The organism is Viridibacillus sp. FSL R5-0888 (assembly GCF_038009105.1).
Lineage (GTDB): Bacteria > Bacillota > Bacilli > Bacillales_A > Planococcaceae > Viridibacillus > Viridibacillus arenosi.
Window position 1 is genome coordinate 3,715,119 of the sequence record NZ_JBBPAU010000001.1, and the last position, 19,505, is coordinate 3,734,623.

The 19,505-nt window shown below is 35.2% G+C and carries 15 protein-coding genes; 9 read left to right on the forward strand and 6 right to left on the reverse strand.

What is annotated here, in order from left to right; translation table 11 throughout:
* Nucleotides 1-94: 94 nt before the first annotated feature.
* Together MKY02_RS18560 and MKY02_RS18565 are read right to left on the reverse strand one after the other, a co-directional pair.
* The gene (locus MKY02_RS18560) at nucleotides 95-1,135 is read right to left on the reverse strand and encodes a glycosyltransferase family 4 protein (RefSeq protein ID WP_038179754.1); all 1,041 of its coding nucleotides are present in this window, start codon (nucleotides 1,133-1,135) and stop codon (nucleotides 95-97) included.
* 305 nt (nucleotides 1,136-1,440) lie between these two features.
* The gene (locus MKY02_RS18565; RefSeq protein WP_038179756.1) at nucleotides 1,441-3,135 is read right to left on the reverse strand and encodes a methyl-accepting chemotaxis protein; all 1,695 of its coding nucleotides are present in this window, start codon (nucleotides 3,133-3,135) and stop codon (nucleotides 1,441-1,443) included.
* A 343-nt stretch (nucleotides 3,136-3,478) separates the two neighbouring features.
* On the opposite strand from MKY02_RS18565, the gene brnQ reads away from it, so the two are divergent.
* Nucleotides 3,479-4,798, forward strand: a complete 1,320-nt coding sequence (brnQ, locus tag MKY02_RS18570) for a branched-chain amino acid transport system II carrier protein (RefSeq protein WP_038179758.1) — start codon at nucleotides 3,479-3,481, stop codon at nucleotides 4,796-4,798.
* A gap of 206 nt (nucleotides 4,799-5,004) precedes the next feature.
* Nucleotides 5,005-6,579, forward strand: a complete 1,575-nt coding sequence (locus MKY02_RS18575; RefSeq protein WP_038179760.1) for an FMN-binding glutamate synthase family protein — start codon at nucleotides 5,005-5,007, stop codon at nucleotides 6,577-6,579.
* Between the two features lie 83 nt (nucleotides 6,580-6,662).
* Here MKY02_RS18575 and MKY02_RS18580 read toward each other — a convergent pair whose 3' ends face one another.
* Complete coding sequence (locus MKY02_RS18580) at nucleotides 6,663-7,991, reverse strand: NAD-dependent malic enzyme (protein ID WP_038179762.1); 1,329 nt, start codon at nucleotides 7,989-7,991, stop codon at nucleotides 6,663-6,665.
* A 501-nt stretch (nucleotides 7,992-8,492) separates the two neighbouring features.
* Nucleotides 8,493-8,993 (reverse strand): sigma-70 family RNA polymerase sigma factor, encoded by a 501-nt coding sequence (locus MKY02_RS18585; protein WP_038179764.1) that lies wholly within the window; start codon nucleotides 8,991-8,993, stop codon nucleotides 8,493-8,495.
* A gap of 227 nt (nucleotides 8,994-9,220) precedes the next feature.
* Between MKY02_RS18585 and MKY02_RS18590 the strand changes: the two genes are divergently transcribed.
* From MKY02_RS18590 to MKY02_RS18605, 4 genes are all read left to right on the forward strand, one after another.
* On the forward strand, nucleotides 9,221-9,697 hold the full coding sequence (locus MKY02_RS18590) for a competence protein ComK (protein WP_340711601.1): 477 nt from the start codon (nucleotides 9,221-9,223) through the stop codon (nucleotides 9,695-9,697).
* Nucleotides 9,698-10,047: 350 nt separating this feature from the next.
* Nucleotides 10,048-10,974: an LCP family glycopolymer transferase gene (locus MKY02_RS18595; protein ID WP_038179765.1), complete on the forward strand. Its 927-nt coding sequence runs from the start codon at nucleotides 10,048-10,050 to the stop codon at nucleotides 10,972-10,974.
* 256 nt (nucleotides 10,975-11,230) lie between these two features.
* Nucleotides 11,231-12,346 (forward strand): C40 family peptidase, encoded by a 1,116-nt coding sequence (locus MKY02_RS18600; protein WP_038179767.1) that lies wholly within the window; start codon nucleotides 11,231-11,233, stop codon nucleotides 12,344-12,346.
* 536 nt (nucleotides 12,347-12,882) lie between these two features.
* The gene (locus MKY02_RS18605; RefSeq protein WP_076034132.1) at nucleotides 12,883-13,632 is read left to right on the forward strand and encodes a C40 family peptidase; all 750 of its coding nucleotides are present in this window, start codon (nucleotides 12,883-12,885) and stop codon (nucleotides 13,630-13,632) included.
* A 170-nt stretch (nucleotides 13,633-13,802) separates the two neighbouring features.
* On the opposite strand, the gene MKY02_RS18610 is transcribed toward MKY02_RS18605, so the two are convergent.
* Nucleotides 13,803-15,275, reverse strand: coding sequence for a S1C family serine protease (locus MKY02_RS18610; protein ID WP_038179887.1), 1,473 nt, complete (start codon nucleotides 15,273-15,275; stop codon nucleotides 13,803-13,805).
* 149 nt (nucleotides 15,276-15,424) lie between these two features.
* Here MKY02_RS18610 and MKY02_RS18615 point away from each other — a divergent pair, with 149 nt between their 5' ends.
* Together MKY02_RS18615 and MKY02_RS18620 are read left to right on the forward strand one after the other, a co-directional pair.
* A complete protein-coding gene (locus MKY02_RS18615) occupies nucleotides 15,425-16,516 on the forward strand; it encodes a CapA family protein (protein ID WP_038179770.1) in 1,092 nt (363 codons plus the stop codon).
* A gap of 89 nt (nucleotides 16,517-16,605) precedes the next feature.
* Entirely contained in the window at nucleotides 16,606-17,328 is a 723-nt protein-coding gene (locus MKY02_RS18620) for a WecB/TagA/CpsF family glycosyltransferase (protein WP_038179772.1), read from the forward strand.
* 364 nt (nucleotides 17,329-17,692) lie between these two features.
* Here MKY02_RS18620 and MKY02_RS18625 read toward each other — a convergent pair whose 3' ends face one another.
* Nucleotides 17,693-18,013 carry a DUF5658 family protein gene (locus MKY02_RS18625; protein ID WP_340711703.1) on the reverse strand — a complete coding sequence of 107 codons (321 nt, stop codon included), beginning with the start codon at nucleotides 18,011-18,013 and terminating at the stop codon, nucleotides 17,693-17,695.
* 490 nt (nucleotides 18,014-18,503) lie between these two features.
* On the opposite strand from MKY02_RS18625, the gene MKY02_RS18630 reads away from it, so the two are divergent.
* Nucleotides 18,504-18,932, forward strand: a complete 429-nt coding sequence (locus MKY02_RS18630) for a hypothetical protein (RefSeq protein ID WP_038179775.1) — start codon at nucleotides 18,504-18,506, stop codon at nucleotides 18,930-18,932.
* The last annotated feature ends 573 nt before the right edge of the window (nucleotides 18,933-19,505 follow it).

The following is a 19,505-nucleotide window of genomic DNA, read 5'->3' on the forward strand; positions in this document are numbered from 1 at the left end:
CCCGTTCATATCTTTAATTACTCTAGAAGAATTTATCTCTTTTCAAATAAAAAGACGATATCGCAGTCGTTTCTGCAATATCGTCTTTTACTATTTATTTTTTACTACGTACTAAGTTTAATAGCGGTCTATAATTCGATCCTGCTAGTCCGATTATTTCTACAATTAACTCAATCGCAACAAGCAATACCGTAATGAGTAGTATAGCTCCCCATAGCTTAGCCATAGAGAAAACAATCGCTGCTAGGCCGAACATCGCAGCCATCCCGTAAATGATTAATACAGTTTGACGATGTGTGAAACCAATATTTAATAAGCAGTGATGTAAATGTGACTTATCTGGTGAAAATGGTGGTTGTTTATTTAACAAGCGGCGAACAATTGCAAAGAATGTATCTGAGATTGGTACGCCAAGCATGATAATCGGAATAACTAGTGAAACAAATGTAACGTTTTTGAATCCCATTAAAGCTAATACTGAAATCATGAAGCCGAGGAATAACGAACCTGTATCACCCATGAATATTTTAGCAGGATGGAAATTGTAAAATAAAAAACCAATAGAACTTACAGCTAGCATCGTAGCCATGATGATAACAAATGTATTTCCCATTATAAAAGCCATTCCAGCAAGTGTAATCAACGCAATGGTTGAAACACCAGCAGCAAGGCCATCTAGTCCATCAATTAGATTAATCGCATTCGTAATACCTACAATCCAAATGATTGTTAACGGAATACTTAGGAAACCGAAATCAAGTTCTCCACCGAATGGTAGGTTTATTTGTTCAATTTGAATTCCGCCAAAAAATATTACGATTACTGCAGCAATTAACTGACCAAGCAGTTTAGCCTTCGCTGAAATCTCAAACATATCATCAAGGGCGCCTGTCACAATAATGACAAAGCTCCCAATTAATAGAGGAAGCATTGCTTCATGCATAGGTCGTAAAATCAAAATCCCTATGAGGAATGCAAGATAGATGGCTAAGCCACCAAGTCTTGGCATAATTTTAGCATGCACTTTTCGATAATTTGGACGATCGACCGCACCGACACGAAATGCGAGTCGTTTCACAAGCGGAGTCAGTAAAATTGAAGCTATAAATGCTACAATCCATGCAAGGTATGTCATACCCTTCCTCCTTAATAACTCTTTTCATTTATATTTTATAGACGCCAACAATATGCATCCAATATATTTACAATTTATTTACAATGTATTATAGCATGAATTACTAGAAAACACACTTCGTTTAACCGAAATTATTACTTTCTTACACTCTAGTCAATTCGTTTATAGGACGACGTTTCCCTTTAAATAGTTCCCACTTCTACAGAAAAAATCTCCCAACAATGCAGTTAGGAGAAGCATTACGGCATTTTCTTATTATTGTACCCCCCTCCTAGGAAGGCTAAACATTTTTCCATAAATTACACTTAACTAGACATCTCAAACTTCGTTGTTGATTGACGCATTGTCATCACTTGATCAGAAACATCATGAATACGTGCCGACAATAGTTCTATAGTTGATAGATTATCGCTTAAAAACAATGTCGTCTCTTCAATATGCTCAGTATTTTGAAAAATAGCGTCATTTAACTGGTGAATCAAGGTTTTCGTACTTTCCTTTTCTTTTTCTACAGTTTGTATTTGTCTGGATATCGCTTTAAATTGTTCACGTGTATCGCCTATATATTGTATGATAATCGTCATTTGCTGTGCTGCCTTTTGAATTGCTGTTGCACTTTCTTCTGATGTTATGAGTCCCGCGTTAAAAGTATTCGCCATTGTTGTACCTTGTACAGTTATATCATCGGACAAATTATGAATATTGTGAGCAGCATTCGAAACTTCTTCCGCTAACTTACGGACCTCCTCTGCAACAACTGCGAACCCCTTCCCTGCTTCACCAGAGCGTGCCGCTTCAATTTCCGCATTCAGTGCTAACAAATGCGTTTGTTTCGCAATTTGTTTTACCGATAGAGAGACACGGACAATTTCATCAGTACGCTTTTGCAAAAGTATTCTTTCTTGTTCTGCTTCTATTAAAAGTTGCTGTAACCCCATCATTTTGCTGACAGCTTCAGTCATCGAAACACTACTATCTTCTACATATTGTTCAGCTTGAAGCCCCTGTGTTGACAGTTGCTCTACTTGCCCAACCATTTGCTGCAAATTATTTGAAAAGCGTTCCATAAAAGCGACAATACCATCTGATGAATATTGCTGTGCTTTTGCATTTTGCAAAGACTCCTTAAGTGAGACTGATACTATTTTTGATCCTTCTAAAGATTGTACTGAATAATTTTGTAGTACATGACTGTCATTCGATATTTCATGTGCTGACGATTTAATTATTTGCAACATTTCTACAAGTTGATGCTTCATATGATTCATCGCTGTCGATACTTGTCCTATCTCGTCATTCGTATGAATAGGTAATTCTGCAACGTTCAAATTACCTTTAGAAATACTATCCGCTGTTTGTGCAACTAATTCAAGTTGTTGGCGAATTTGGCGATTTGTGATCATCATTAATACGGTCGAAATGGCTACCGCCAGTAGGAATGACACACATAATACGATTAAAGTTCTTCGTTGACTTTCATTCATATTTTGTAGTATTTGCTCCCGTTCAGTTGATGCTCCAGCACGGATTGTGTCTAAATTTTTCTCTATATTGTCATACGATTGATAAACTGAATTTAGTTGACGTCTTTTTGCAATATTGTCTTTTTTCTCAACTGATACTTTCAAACGCTTTATGTATAATTCATTAATCCTTTTTAGTTCCACTCCGATTGCTTCCAAGTTTCCAGGTTGCACAACATCTCCTGATTTTTTTAGTAAACTTTCAAGAGTAGACATCGATGTGCCATACGAGGCATCATGCTTAGCTATCGGATCTCCTGCATAATGGATGATTGCAATATATAATGTACTAAATTCCTTTGATAACATATCTATGTCATTGATGCTCTTTGATAAACTATCTAATTCTTGAGACCATTTTCTATTCTCATTTACTTGAAAAGTGAGTGTGACTGTCATAATGGCAAACAATAGTAAAGTAATACTAAGTGAAAGAAAATACTTCCTTCTCAAGTCCATTTTATTCCATTTAAACATATATATACCCCTCCTTAATGACAATCTAGCACAAAAAATAGACTAAAAGTTTCATTTTACAAATAATTAACAGTCCCTTTACACTATATTCATAAATATTTTCCGTGAAATGAAAGCGCTTTAATACTATAAAGCGCTGGATTAAGAAAAATCCTACTAGCTTGTCTTTTTTTAAGGTTCCATTCTTAACTTATTCATGTTAAAGTTGTTTAGGAACTTTTATAACATTTGTAATTAGAATTTTCAGATTACAAAGAATATTTATTTACCTAAAGAAAAAATTAGTGTTTTGCTTTCATAGATGAAACCATTACGCAAGTAAATTTTTAAAGGAGTCTTTTTTATGAAGAACAAATCTTTATCTCTCGGGGAACAAGTTGCAGTAGGGTTAATGCTTTTCGCATTATTCTTAGGTGCAGGTAATATTATCTTCCCTCCACAATTAGGTCAACAAGCCGGTGAATCATTCAACCTAGCAATGTTTGGTTTTTTAATAACTGGAGTTGGTTTACCGTTAATCGGGGTCATCACTGTTGCTAAAGCTGGTGGTCAATTACAAGATATGGCCGGTAAAGTTCACCCAATATTTGGGGTCGTTTTTACTTCCATCGTCTACTTGGCAATTGGACCATTCTTCGCAATACCACGTACTGGTACAGTATCTTATGAAATTGGTGTCTTACCATTTTTATCAGACGCGATGCGTGAATCTTCTATTCCGTTATTGATTTCTACAATCGTTTTCTTCGGAATAACAACATTCTTTGCACTGAACCCAACGAAATTAGTTGACCGTGTTGGTAAAATCCTTACACCAATTCTTCTATTAGTAATTGCTCTTTTAGCAGCAAAAAGTATTATTACACCAATGGACGGTCCTGGTGAAGCAGTTGGTAAATATACTACGCAGCCATTTACTGAAGGTTTCCTACAAGGATACTTAACTATGGACTTCTTAGCTGCTTTAATATTCGGAATTGTCATTATTCAAGCATTACATGCTAAAGGTGTAACAGATAATAAAAAGATTGTTAAAACAACTATTTTCGCTGCATTTATTGCCGCAGCTGGTTTAGCTTTAGTTTATATTTCTTTAGGTTATATTGGAGCATCAAGCTTCCAAACAATTGGTGCACAAGGTAGTGGTGCTGAAATTATTGCAAAATCTGCAAACATTCTTTACGGTGATTTTGGTAATATTCTATTGTCAGCAGTTATCCTACTTGCTTGTTTAACTACTTCAATCGGTTTATTAACAGCATCATCTCAATTCTTTACAAAACTTTTCCCTAAAGTTCCGTATCCAGCTTTTGTTTTTATTTTCGCGGTTTTCAGTACTGCTATTTCGAACTTTGGTTTAGAGCAACTAATTTCGATCTCTTTACCAGTACTTTTAGCTATCTATCCAATTGCCATCGTGTTAATGAGCTTAGCTTTAATCGATAAATTCTTTAACGGTGCACCAGTTGTTTACACTGTTGCATTAATCGCTACTGCACTAGTTAGTGTATATGACGGTTTACATGCAGCAAAAATGGATATCCCAGCTTACGCAGATCTATTAAGCCACTTACCTCTTTACGCAGAAGGTATTGGTTGGTTAGTACCTGCAATAGTTGGCACAATCATTGGTTGGATTATTTCATTATTTACAAGAAAATAAGATACTTTTCACAAAAATACCCAGAGCACAAAGCTCTGGGTATTTTCGTGTTAATAAAACTTAAATTAATTAATTATTTTGATTAATCATTATTTTCTGCATTATTTATCTATTTTCCACCCCTTGAATCTATCTCAAATTGTGATATGTTATATAAGTTATTGATATAGATTAAGATTTTTTTATAAAAAAGGGGTGTGACGCATATGGGGTGGTTTGAAGGTATTTCTTCTATATTACTCATATTGCTAGTCGTTTTAGTTGTTATTCCATTAATTTCAGTAGTCTTTTTATATTTCCTTGACCGTCATCAAAAGCAACATGCTATTCTAAGAAACTTTCCTATTCTAGGAAGAATGAGATATATTCTTGAAAAGGTAGGACCTGAATTCCGTCAATACTTATTTGACGATGATCATGCAGCGAAACCGTTTAATCGTGAAGATTTTTTACATATTGTATTACCTGGGAAATACTTAGGAAACGTTATTGGCTTCGGCTCAAAACGTGATTTTAATGAGGCAGGATTTTATATTCGTAATGCAATGTTTACGAAACAAGTGGATGAATTACATGTAGATGCAGAAGAACGTATTCCTACAAAAAAATATGTAATGGATGCTGATAATCTATTTTCACGTAAAGAGCACACTGAAGAAGTTGATATCAATCCATGGTTATTGTCAGAAGATGATGCTGTTGTAATCGGCGCTAATTGCCGTGAGCCTTTCCACGTTCGCAGCTTAGTTGGTCAATCTGCTATGAGTTACGGTGCACTTGGTAAAAATGCTATCACTGCGTTATCAAAAGGAATTGGTATGGCCAAAGGTTCTTGGATGAACACCGGTGAAGGTGGTATTTCAGAGCACCATTTAGCAGGTAAAACGGATTTAATTGCTCAAATTGGCTCAGGTCTCTTTGGTTATCGTACAAAAGATGGTGAATTCAGTTGGGATAAGCTCGCTGAAAAAGCAGCCATGCCTCATGTAAAAGCATTTGAACTGAAATTGGCTCAAGGTGCTAAAACACGTGGTGGTCACGTTGAGGCGGAAAAAGTAACAGAAGAGATTGCTAGTATCCGTAATATTGAACCATTTGTCACGATTAATAGCCCAAACCGCTTCCGTCAATTTGATGACTTCCCTACTCTATTTGACTTCATTGAAAAGATTAGAGAGCACGGTGGTCTGCCAGTTGGTATTAAAATTGTTGTAGGTAGCCCGCAAGATGCGGATGAATTAGCTGCTTATATGAAGGAATCTAGTAAAGGTCCGGATTTCATTTCAATTGATGGTGCTGAAGGTGGTACTGGTGCTACATTCCAAGATTTAGCTGATGGTGTTGGCCTACCTATCCACTCTGGCCTAGTGTTATTACAAGATGCATTGGTTCGTCATGGTGTACGTGATCGTGTGAAGATTATCGCATCAGGAAAAATCATAACACCTGACCGTGCAGCTGTTATGCTAGCTTTAGGTGCAGATTTAATCAATATCGCGCGAGGCTTTATGATATCAGTTGGCTGTATTATGGCACAACGCTGTCATTCAAATGATTGTCCAGCAGGTGTAGCAACAACGAATCCAAAGTTGCAAAATGGTCTGATTGTCGATGAAAAAAAATACCGTGTGACGAACTATATTGTTTCAATGCGTGAAGGACTTTTCCGTGTAGCAGCTGCCGCAGGACTTGATTCCCCTACAAAATTAAGTAGTGAACATATTGTTTATAAAGATGCATATGGCCGTGTATTCTCTGTTGAGGATTTAGAGAAAAAATAAAATTCCCTTAAAAGAAGCATTTCGCAGTTGCGAAATGCTTTTTTTTTATACAAAAAAACCGCTTTATAAGCGGTCTATTGTTATTAATCTATATGTGCCATCTCTATTAAAGCTACTCTTTCAACAGCTTCTGCCACCGATTTATGGACGTTTGGATCTAGTGGGTGTGGTACAAGGTCACCGTTTCGCGTTGCATCTACAATGGCATTAGCGGCAGCTAATAACATTGAGTACGTAATACTTTTAACATTGGCATTTAATGCCCCTCTGAAAATCCCCGGGAAACCTAGAACATTATTTACAAGGCGACCATCTGCAGCATATGAAGCTCCAGCAGCAATTGCATCTTCAGGAGTAATTTCTGGGTATGGATTTGAAAGAGCCAAAATGATTTGTCCTTCACGCACCATTGATGGTTGAATCAGACCTGATACTCCTGTCGTTGCAATGACAATATCACATTTTGCCATCGTTTCTTCAACTGACCCTACTACCGTTCCACCAAAACTACGCAAACGGACTAAGGCACTTTCTTGCGGATCTGTGCCACATACTTCTTTAACGCCATAAGCCATTAGCATACGACAAATTGCCAGTCCTGCTGCTCCGAGACCAATTTGACCAACAACAGCATCTTTCAATTCAACTCCTGCATAACGACAAGCTGATATTACTGCAGCTAAAGTAACAACAGCTGTTCCATGCTGATCATCATGCATAACAGGGATTGGTAGCTCAGCTTTTAGACGTTCCTCAATTTCGAAGCAATGCGGAGAACCAATATCCTCCAACAAAATACCACCAAAGCCTTTTGCTATATGTTTTACGGTTTCAACTACTTCATCAGGATTGCTTGTATCGAGTAAGATTGGAATACCACTAATACCAGCAAATTGATCAAACAATACAGCTTTCCCTTCCATCACTGGCATACCTGCAACTGGTCCTATATTCCCCAAACCTAAAATGGCTGTACCATCTGTAATGATGGCAACAGTATTACCAATACTTGTGTAATAATGTGCTTTTTCAGGTGCTCGTTGAATTTCTTGGCAAACATTCGCCACACCTGGTGTATAAATACGACGTAAATCACTTAATGAGCGCACGTCAATACGACTCGTCATATGTATTTTTCCGCCCTCGTGAGCTTTCATGACGTCATCCGATACTGAACGAACGTGAATATTGTCATCAATATTATTAATCGCATCGACAATCTGATTGAGCTGAGCTATATCTGCACAAGTACATGAAATATCACGAACTGTAGATAATGTACCGATTTTCATTGTTTTAATATCACCAATATCTCCGCCAATTGTGCCAATTGCTGTAGCAACCTTTGCCAAATTACCAGGTATAGATGGTGTTTCTACTATTAGATTACGAATAATGCTTTGAACGTTCAATTTCTTTCCTCCCAATTATGAAAACGCTTTATGTCTATGGAGTTTATAATACTACTCTATATGCTTCACGTAAATACGTTTACCTATAAAAAAACATAAAAAAACTAACTTATTCGCAAATTGAGGTTATTTTTACTACTTTTTACTACTTTCAATTCTTTTACAAATGTATTACATCATTAAATTACATTACAGTTACTTTCTTTTTTTCCTTCTCAATACTGAAAACGCATGAATTCAAATTCATGCGTTTTCGTGAAGAAACAAATATCCTTAAAAAAATTTGTATGCTTTTCTTAACAAATCAATGCATATCACTAAAATCTATTCAGTTCGACACCAGACTCCCACTTCAAATTAAGATTTCTTCTACAACTGTACTCTTGAGTTCAATTATCCATGACATTTTCTGCAGAGTCTCTTTAAATTCCGCCAAGAAATTTGCTAATTTCGACATTTACCACGGTAAACTGATAGACTTCTATAAAATTTCGCTTCCCCTTACTTAACTTTTTTACGACTTTTCATTTTTTCTTCTCGTATCTGCTTCATAATACGATCTCTCCTTTTTTTAATACCGCCTATTGTAAGTCCTTCCATAACAGCTAATTCGCCATAACTATATCCTTTTATATACAACAGGATGAGTAACTGTAAATCCTTCGTCGGTAACGATTCTAATATAGTATCAAGTATATGGATATCTGAGTCTTCTACACGGTAGTTTTTTATTAGCACTTCTAACGTCTCTGATTCGGCAGGTATATTACGCTCTTCATTGCGCGATTCTTTCTTCAATTCATCTAAAACAGCACCTTGAATACATCGGTAGGCATATGGAGCAAAATCACCGCGACTGTCTTCATATTTTGTCCACGCCTTCCAAAGTCCGATACGTGCTGCTTGTCTATATAGCTCTTGATCTCGATAAATACGACAGCGGTTCATAACACTTGTAATCATTGGTTCAAATTGTGCTAAAACAATTTCAAATTGGTCCATTAGATGGCCTTTCTAGTTGTGCACAACACTTTGTTTTCCCGGGTATTGCTTATCGTATATTGAATTATCGTTCAGGACGAATGTCTAAAGTTAACGTTTGATACAACAAACTTAATGTTTACCCTATCTTAAATCCATTAATAATTTATAATATTTGGAAATTATACAATATTATGTTGATTTACATTGGTTATTTTCGTATGATGGATGAAAATGCGAGGTGTTTGATGATGTTTGATAAGGATTTAGATTTAATCACTACCAATTCATTCGTTTTATCCCCCTTATTTGAAGGAGAAGTGAAGTCGAAGGTAATGACTAGAGATGGATATTTACACTCGACTTTAACGCCTATTCAGCTACTCGAAAAAATTTGTATTCGCTATGGTTCCACTTTTCAAGGTCGGATAGATGCAGTGAAGGAACTTCTCGGCTATTCAAAAAAACTACCACTTTATATCGGCGAAGGTATTTACGCGTACCCGACACGATCACTTTATCACCCTGAGTGTGTATGGGTGTTTTATCATAATTATCGTTATGAGGAATATGGTAAAGGACAGACAATTCTTTATTTCGATCACGGCGAAATAGTCATACTGGATGTTTCCCTACATACAGTTAAAGAGCAACAGCAACGATTAGCCTCGATTATTTTATCTTTACGTTTTAATAAACAGCAAACACTAATTCGTCGAAAGTGATATCAAAAAAAGCTCCTTTTCATAAGAAATGCGAGCTTTTTATTATTTAGATATATTGTTAAAAGCTCTTTCCATGTTGTTTTGAAACTAATCTAATGACGGCATTTAACAAATAAAAATTGAAAACTTAATTGATATTTCTTATAGTCGCCATGTAACCACACTACTATTTACGACATAATCTTCGGCAAGTCGATAATTAAAATTGCTTTTGTCGATAACTTTTATGTTTTGTGATATTTTGTATAATTTCATCGTTTCAAGTAAGTTTGATAATCGACGGAATTGTCGAAATAACTCGCGAGTATACATAGAATAATCGAATCCCACTTTTTGGAGGTGATATACCAATGGATGTACCGGTAGGAAAGAAGAAGAAAAAAAGAAAATGGCCGTGGATTATTGGCCTAATTATTTTAGGAATTGGGCTGTATGGATGGAACGTATATGCTAATTTGTCTTCGAATTTAAAGAGTGTGCACGTAGAAATTAATCGAGATAAATCCGATTTGAGGGTGGAAAAAGTCAATTTAGAGAAAAAAGAGCCGTTTTCCATTTTACTATTAGGAGTAGATCAACGAGAAAATGATAAAGGACGATCTGATACCATTATTGTACTAACGATTAATGCTAATGAAGGAAGTACGAAAATGCTAAGTATTCCGCGAGATACTTATACTAAAATTATTGGGTACGGGACGAGCGATAAGTTGAATCATGCATATGCTTTTGGAGGTACCAAAATGGCAATGGCCTCAGTTGAAAATTTACTTGATATTCCAATTGATTATGTAACGGAAGTGAACATGGAAGGCTTCCAAGATATTGTAGATGCTGTTGGAGGTATTACGGTGCATAATATGCTCGCATTCAAGGAAGAAAGTTATAGTTTTCCAAAAGGGGAAATAAAATTAGACGGTGAACATGCACTCGCATATGTACGTATGAGGAAGGAAGATCCTGATGGGGACTTTGGTCGCCAAGAACGACAAAAACAACTCATACAAGGAATTTTAAAAGAAGGAGCTTCTGTTAGTAGTCTATGGAAGTATAAAGATATTTTTAATGCACTTGGTGACAATATTTCAACTAATTTAACATTTGGACAAATGATGGAGCTACAAAAAAATCATAAAGAAGCGATTAATTCGATTGAACAACTCTATTTTAATAAGGGGCAAGGTCAGACGATGCATGGTATTTGGTATTATATGATGAATAAGAAGGAACTTAAGGATGTATCAGCAGAATTAAAAACTCATTTAGGCTTGAAATAGTTAAATAGTTTATTTTTATTACTATTGATATAATTTTATTATTTTTAATTAGTCATAAAAACCCTTGTTATTTTCACAACAAGGGTTTTTATAGTTTTAAATGACCATTACTTTAGAATCTTGCGCATTTTAATAAATTAATCACTATCTTATTACCCCTTTTTACTAATTTCATTGTTTTCTCTGTTTTTTTTCAATAGAATGAGGGTACAAAGAACAGGGATGACAATTTGAAATATAAAGAGGAGTGATTTTTGTGAAAAAAGCTACCTATTCCATTTTGGCTACAGGTGCACTCGCACTTTGTATAAATAGTCAATCGACAGAAGCAAGCTCAAACACTTATACGGTGAAGAGTGGTGATTCTTTATACACAATCGCACTTAAACATGGCACAACAGTCACTAAATTAAAAAAGTCGAATAATTTGAAATCAGATATAATTTATCCAAAACAAAAACTGCTACTTTCCGGCAAAGTATCTACCCAAACATCTAAAGCACCATCTAATACAGCGAATACAAATGCAGTTTCTCCATCTAGTAATACAGCTACTTATAAAGTGAAACAAGGCGACACACTTTCAAAGATTTCAACAAAATATAAAGTCTCTGTCAGTGCCCTTCAAAAAACAAATAATATAAAGGATCATCTTATATTTGTAGGACAAAAGATTAAAATCCCTACTACAACGACAAACGCAGGTAAACCAACTGGTAATACTACAAAACCCAAGCCGGATACAACAACTAAACCATCAAATCCAACAAATGTTAATGCTACTTCCTATAAAGTTGCAGCTGGTGATACGTTATCTGGCATTGCTTATAAATTCGGAATAACGATAACACAATTGAAATCTTGGAACGGTTTAACTTCTGATCTAATTCGTGTTGGACAAACATTAAAAGTCAAAAACAGCTCGAACTCTACTATCCAACAAGATAAGGAAAATACAACAAATGTTTCTAAACCAACAGCACCAACAGTTTCAACAAATGAAATTAAACAAAAAGCTGTTAGCTTAGGTCTATCTTTACAAAATACACCTTATGTTTGGGGTGGACAAACACCAGCAGGTTTTGATTGTAGCGGTTTCATTCACTATGTATTTAATAATGCTGGCCTTTCCATGACTCGTACAAACGCTGCCGGTTATGAAGCTAGATCTTACTATATCAATACTCCTCAAGTAGGTGACCTAGTATTTTTCCGTGATACATATCAAACTGGTATTTCGCATTTAGGCATTTATATTGGTAATGGTCAATTCGTACATGCTGGAGGTACACATGTTCAAGTCTCTTCAGTAAACGAACCTTATTGGGCCAAGCACTTTGATAGTTATAAACGTTTCTATTCACTTGATTGATACTTATACGCAAAAAAATGTATTCTACACTGTTGTTATAAACCAACAGTCAAAAAAAGCATTGCCATGGCAATCCAAATTGCCTTGGGAATGCTTTTTTGTATAGTTAAGTAAGCCAGGAAAAGTATAGAACATAATACTGAAATATTCTTCTTGAACAACTTCAAAGCTATTTACACTGAAATATTTCAATAACAACTAGATTTTGTAACATTATGTTACAAAACACTTCGCTAAAAACTTAAATTATCCAACATATTCCACCAATTTAACCTTTACATAATTTGTTTAACTTTTAAGTAAAAGAAATTAGTTATTTCCCACTAATATTCAAACAACAAAGACTTAAATACCATTCATCATTAGAACTTTATCCTCATTTTTGTTACACAACTGTAATATAACTGTAAACGAAATAGCATTGTGTTTCTTTTCTGAATTCTTTAAAGTATTACTTAGTCAAACAAACTAAAATTCAAAATAATCGTTGAACATTATATACAAAAAAATTGTTGAAAAAGTTGGAGGACGAATTGATGAATATGAAAGCATTATTAACAGCAATCGCATCAAGCACACTTGCTTTAACATTTGCCTTTGGAAGTGCTAAAGCTGCTGAAAACGACAACAACACTAAAGAAAATACAAAAGTTGAAACAGTTGAAGTAACTCAAGTTTCAAACCCGACTGCTACTAAAGTTAATAGTCGTTTTAAAACAACTGCAAGCTTGAACCTACGTTCTAATGCTTCAACTAGCTCAACAGTAAAAACAACTGTTGCTTCAGGCACTGTTGTAAAGGCATCTGCTAAAAAAACAATTGATAACAAAACATGGTATAAAGTTACAGCAAACGGCAAGGTAGGCTGGATGTCTGGTGCTTACCTATCAAAAACATCAAAGAGCGTAACAAAAGCATCTGCAAGTAATGATTCTGGTAGCGACATCGTCGATCAAGCCCTTAAATATATTGGTATTCCATACCGTTATGGTGGTACGACTACTTCTGGATTCGATTGCAGCGGCTTTACACAATATGTTTTCAAACAACAAGGTAAATCTATTACACGTACAAGTCGTTCACAACGTAGTGAAACTAGATATACAAGCAACCCACAAGCAGGTGATTTAGTATTCTTCACACAAGGCGGAGGCTCAATCGATCACGTAGCGATTTATATGGGTGATGGTAAAATCGTACATGCTGCTGGAAGCCAAGTTCAAGTACAATCTATCAATAATGGATACTGGAATCGCTATTTACACAGCTATGGTACTTTTAACTAATTTAAAATAATCAATCATTTTAGAACCTCTAAGTATTGGTCTTTTAGAAAAAAAGCCCTTTACTTAGAGGTTTTTATGTTTGAAATTAGTAATCCTTACTTCTCTTTTAAAACTTAAAGCTTATGTCACATAAAAAAACCTCGAGCTTTGCCGGCTCGAGGTTTAGGTACTTATTCTTCTGATTTTTCATCCGCAGGTTTTTCAGTTGGAGTTTCTGTACCTTGTGTTTCTACAGATTCTTTTTCCTCTTCATCTGATTTTCCATTGTCATCAACTGGTGGCGTAGTTACATTTTCTTTATCTTCTTCTTTTTTGTCACCAGAACCTGATGTCGGCAGATCTGTATTTGTCGATAAGATATTAATTTTTGTAAACTGATAGTCTCCATATTCATCAATAATTATTGTGTACTCAATGGATTGTTTTATCGTTCCTTTTGTACCTGTTTTAACGTCTTTGTAAGTGTATGTCGAGTTAATAATTGCTGTCGCGTAGTGATCAGAGATGTTCGGAGAATCATCATAAATATGCACTGCGCCAAAAGTAAATTTCAAATCTTGATACTCTTTATCTTTTGATGAATAGTTTGCAATCATCTCTTTAGCTGTTGTTGCTGCACTACTGTTTGGTAACAAATAAGTTTCGTAGTAGTTTTTATTTTTATCTTTGATAGCGTATGGGAATAATTCATAGTAGCCATCAATATAGTCTTTAATTAATTTTTTGTCTAAATAAGCATCCTGCTTATGATCGTAATCTTCTTCGTCATCTAGTTTAATGTCGACGTCTTGGTCTGCCCATTTGGTGATAAGTGACATTATTGAATAGATCGGGATTGCGTAACCAATTTCAGGTTTATCCGTTAAAATGATGGAGTTAATACCGATAACATTACCAGTTGTCGCATTAACTAAAGGTCCACCACTAGAACCTGGCTCTAATCTTGCTGTGATTTCATATAGATTTGAATAATTATATTCATCTGTAAAATTGGCGTCTAAACTTTTAATATCGCCTTCTGTTGAAGTACCACCCTTGTTATTAGGACTTCCAACGGCAATGACTGGCGTATTTATTTTTGCTTTTGTAGTATCCAGTACAAGTGGGTCTTTACCTTCTAAACTAGGAACACGAATTAGTGCAATATCTGTTTTTTTGGAAATACCTATTACTTGTCCTTGAAATTCTTGACCATGCTCATTTGTCACAAATACATAAGATGCATCTTTTACAACATGTGCATTTGTAATAATGTCCCCTTTTTTATTGAAAAGAAAGCCCGATCCTTGTTGTAAATCTGTGTAGACAGTGTACACTTGCGTTTTTGCATTCGCAATAATAGCAGATGTATCATTTTTAGGCATTATCACATCTGTGACATCTTCATTCGTGATACCAGCTTTTACATCCGTCGTGACAGATCCTTCTTGTTTCTCAGGAGTGTCCTCATCTAAATCTTCTTTTGGTTCTTCCTGAGTTGGTTTTTGGACATCAGCCACTTTAACATTTGGTTCAGTTGTCGCTTCATCATTTTTTGTAAGGAGTGTGTATAATCCAGCAATAACTGCTATGATTAAAATAATGGAAGCCGCTACACGTTTGAAGGATGTTTTTTGGGGTCGATATCTTCTATTATTATTCACTTTTACATCCACTTCCTGTCTGCATAAAATTCATTACTATAATAGACGGATGAACTACATCTAAAGTTTCAAAAAATGTAGTAATCATTTTTCACAAAGTTTATCATAGCACAATCTATAGAAAATGGACTTAGAAAGGATGATTTTCTTTGAAAAAAATTCTATTAATATGTTGTACCCTTTTTTTACTTAGCGCATGCACCATTTCTGAAAAATACCAAAAAATAGTATCCAATGAAACTATTACTGATAAACAACCAGAAAAAGTTGAGCAAGAAGCGCCCGTTATAAAGGATAAGAAAATTTCCATCGCTATGATTGGCGATATCCTATTGCATGAACAATTATTATATTACCAAGATTACTCCCCTTCTTTTGCTGCGGTAGAAGATACCTTAAAGAGCTACGACTTTCTGCTAGCGAATCAGGAATCCTTACCCGTAGGTAAAGAATTTGGCTTATCTGGCTACCCTAAATTTGCGAGCCCCGATTATATTGTTCGTGATTTAAAAGAAACTGGTATTGATCTCTTATCAGTAGCCAATAATCACACATTAGACCGTGGTGAAGAAGGCGTACTAGCTGCTCTTAAAAATATCAAATCTTATGGCCTTCCTTATGTTGGTGCTTATAAATCGGCTAAAGACCGCGACAAGATGCGTATTATCGATGTCAAAGGCATCAAAGTTGGAACATTATCTTACACCTATGGTACAAATGATAATGAAACACCTGCCGGCAAAGAATATCTAGTCAATCGCATCGATCTTGACACTATTCAAAAGGATATCAAAAAAATGCGGCCTAATAGTGACGTCATCATCGTTAATATGCACTGGGGTGTTGAATACCAATCTACACCAAATAAGAAGCAAAAACAAATGGCAAAAGTCATTTCTGAAGCTGGTGCAGATATAATTTTTGGTCATCATCCACATGTCTTACAGCCCTATGAGAAATTAACTGCAAAAGATGGACATGAGACCCATGTATTTTACTCTTTAGGTAACTTTTTCGCGGCAATGCAAGATCCATCTACTTATGTGGGTGGCATCGCTTCGTTAAATGTTGTCAAAAATGCCGAAGGAGATATTCGAATTATTTCACCCGGCTTCACCCCAACTGCTATTATGAATAAAGACGGTTTCTATTCAGTAGAGTTTTTGAAGGATGTCGAAAAACAGGCTGTAAGATCCGTTGATTGGGTAAAAGAGACTGTAGGCGTTGATAGTAAGAAGTAAACATATTGGACGTTTACACCCTAACCACGCCCCTTTCAGATGCTTTACTATATAATAGAAAGAAATGCTTTTATAAAGAAGGTTTTTAAATGAAGAAAATAGATATTTTATCGATTCCGATTACGGATACAACAAAAAAAGAATTTGTAAATACAGTTACAAAACAAGCAGAACAAGTTTGGATCGTTACCGCGAATCCTGAAATCATTATGCTTGCCAAAGAGCTACCCAGTTATGAGAAGCTATTACACGCCGCTGATTATGTAGTGGCAGATGGTATAGGTGTTGTCATTGGCTCTAAAATGCTAGGACAACCATTAAAAGAACGCATTCCGGGATTTGAATTAGTACATGAGTTTATGGCATCTGCGAATGCTACGGATAAGCGCAATAAGATTTTCATGTATGGCGGTAAGCCTGGTATCGCAGCTAAGGCTGCTGAGATGGCAAAAGCCCAGTACCCTACTATTGAAATTGTTGGCGTCGCTGATGGCTATGGCGGAGACGGTACTGGTGATGAAGTTGCATCAAAAGCGGCTTCTCTATCACCTGACTATGTATTCGTAGCCTTAGGCGCTCCAAAGCAAGAGGAATGGATTGCTGCTCATCTCGAAAAGTTTCCTAACGCCATTTTAATGGGTGTTGGCGGGAGCTTGGATATACTATCTGGGAACATTGATCGCGCACCAGATATCTTCCTTAAGTTGAATTTAGAATGGTTCCACCGCTTGATAACTCAACCTACTCGTTGGAAGAGAATGCTGAAGATTCCGCAGTTTTTGCTTGCTGTGAAGAGAGATGGACGGAAATGATTGTTTGTTGAGTAGTGGGACAAAATTGGAAAGCCGCCTGGATAGGCGGCTTTTTTGTGTGGTTTTGGGTGTGGTTTTGGGATTGTTGTGGTAACTGGGTTGTTTGTTGTGTTAACTCCGATGTTTGTTGCGCTAACTCGTCTGTTATTGCACTAACTCGTCTGTTTGTTGCGCTATCTCCGGTGTTTGTTATTTAGCAGAATATTCATGTCCTTAAAATCTAGATTTTTGTTTGAATAAAGGGTAGTTTTCTAATTTTATTGAAATATCGTTATTCCCCTTTTAAGCAAAAGAAAGCCCCTAACCTCCAAAGAGTTGAAGGACTAATTGTAGTAAAATACTCTAAGAATCTGGAACCCACTGATTAGATGACTAATGAAATCCACCAAATATGCTGAATGAACACAACGCTGTAAAGAAGAATAGCCGCTCCCATTAAGAGTAGTAATGATCTTTTAATCTGAACCTTACTGAGTATATACAATAACAATAATGGAAACATAATTTTCAACGAATAAAACCCAAAAACACTACTTTCATATACTAGTCGCATGAGTGGGTTTGCTTCAGTAATGTGGTTATGTCTAATGCCAAAATCGGTGAAAATGGAATCTAAAACGGATAAGAATAATAGAAATAACCCCGCAAAAAATAGTTTGCTACGAGGAAAAAATGCAAGTTTCATTTTCAAACAATGTAACCCCTTTTTTATTCAATAGTATGCTTGTACTATTCTGGGATAACTGATGGTGAAATATACTTTTGAGTTGGTGAAATTTCCAAGAAGGGATTTTGAGAAAAAAATAATTTCGATGACTGATACTGTATTCATATATATGCTTAAAAACCAATAACATTCAGACGAAAATCACTTGTTCTGAAATTAAGAGCAATAATGTATCTATCCACGATTATTCAGTTAAATGATCGATTTAGATTATTGCTCATGCTTTTATTTTTAACGTTTTTAACTATAGAATTAACTTACATAACAAATTCTTCGTCGAGGTTGTTTAATAGTTATTAATCAAGGTAGTTCTCCTAAAAGAGTCGAATGCGTTCATTAAATAGAAGATTTTATTTCCAATAAACATTTTCTAATTATTAACTTATAGTTATAATTTCATCCTTTTTTGGAAAGCATGTATTTATCACTGAAAGAAGGATGATAAATTATGATTAAGAAGTTTTTCGCCATTTTAATAATATGTTCAATTTCTTTTTTCGCAGGGTCGTATTATACAATGAACAATTCACCCTCTAAGTTCCTTGATTGGAATAAAGAATCGATTTTCCAAGATGGCGTTGAATTAATTTCAATTCTGCCTCAAAACCTAGAGGTCGTATTTGATGATATAAAAATCTTCATATCCGATTCAATCGACTTCGTTGATGAAAAGATTGGAAACTTACTGAATAAAGAAAAAGATGATATAAAAAGTGATATAGTAGAAAATCAAAATGACTATAAAAATCCTTTATTTGAACCAACTGAAGATTTACAACAAGCAAATCTTGATTATGATTTTAATGAAAATACAATCATAAATACGATAGCAGAGAATTACTTAAGTAAATCTCAAGAAATTTTAAGTGAAGACTAATAATTAATTTAGGAGAACATACCGATCGATTAGAATATTTGGAAGATTTTTTCTCAAAGTGCTTTGTTTGTTGCCGAACACTACCTAAGTATAAAACTACCACAAAAAGTAAATTCTGTAATTTTAATAAATGCAATACTTAAAGAGATACAGCTCATTCGTCTAAAAAAGAAGAGTGTGTTTAATTCAATGAACTATGTAGTTAGTTGAACTGGATTACGATGCTATGTGCTACTACAATTCCTGCTCATTTCTTTCCTTTTCGTGTTGCTGATAAGTCTTAAACATTAAGCGTTGATGAGATTTAATATATCCTCCTAGAGCTATTTCCAGTTCTTCTTTTTTCTTTTTCATAATAAGCCGAGCGAAGTTCGATAGAATTTCAGGATCCTCTTCGCTCAGGTTATAACTAGCTTTTAAAAGCCCATGACAAAAGAGTTTAGCAATCTATTCTGGCGTCTTTCACATCTGTTTTACTTCCAGGTACTACCTTCGTATGTTGTTCATCCACAACTAGAAACTCAATTTCTTAAACTTCTAATAAATTCACAATATGTTTCCTGTAAACACTAG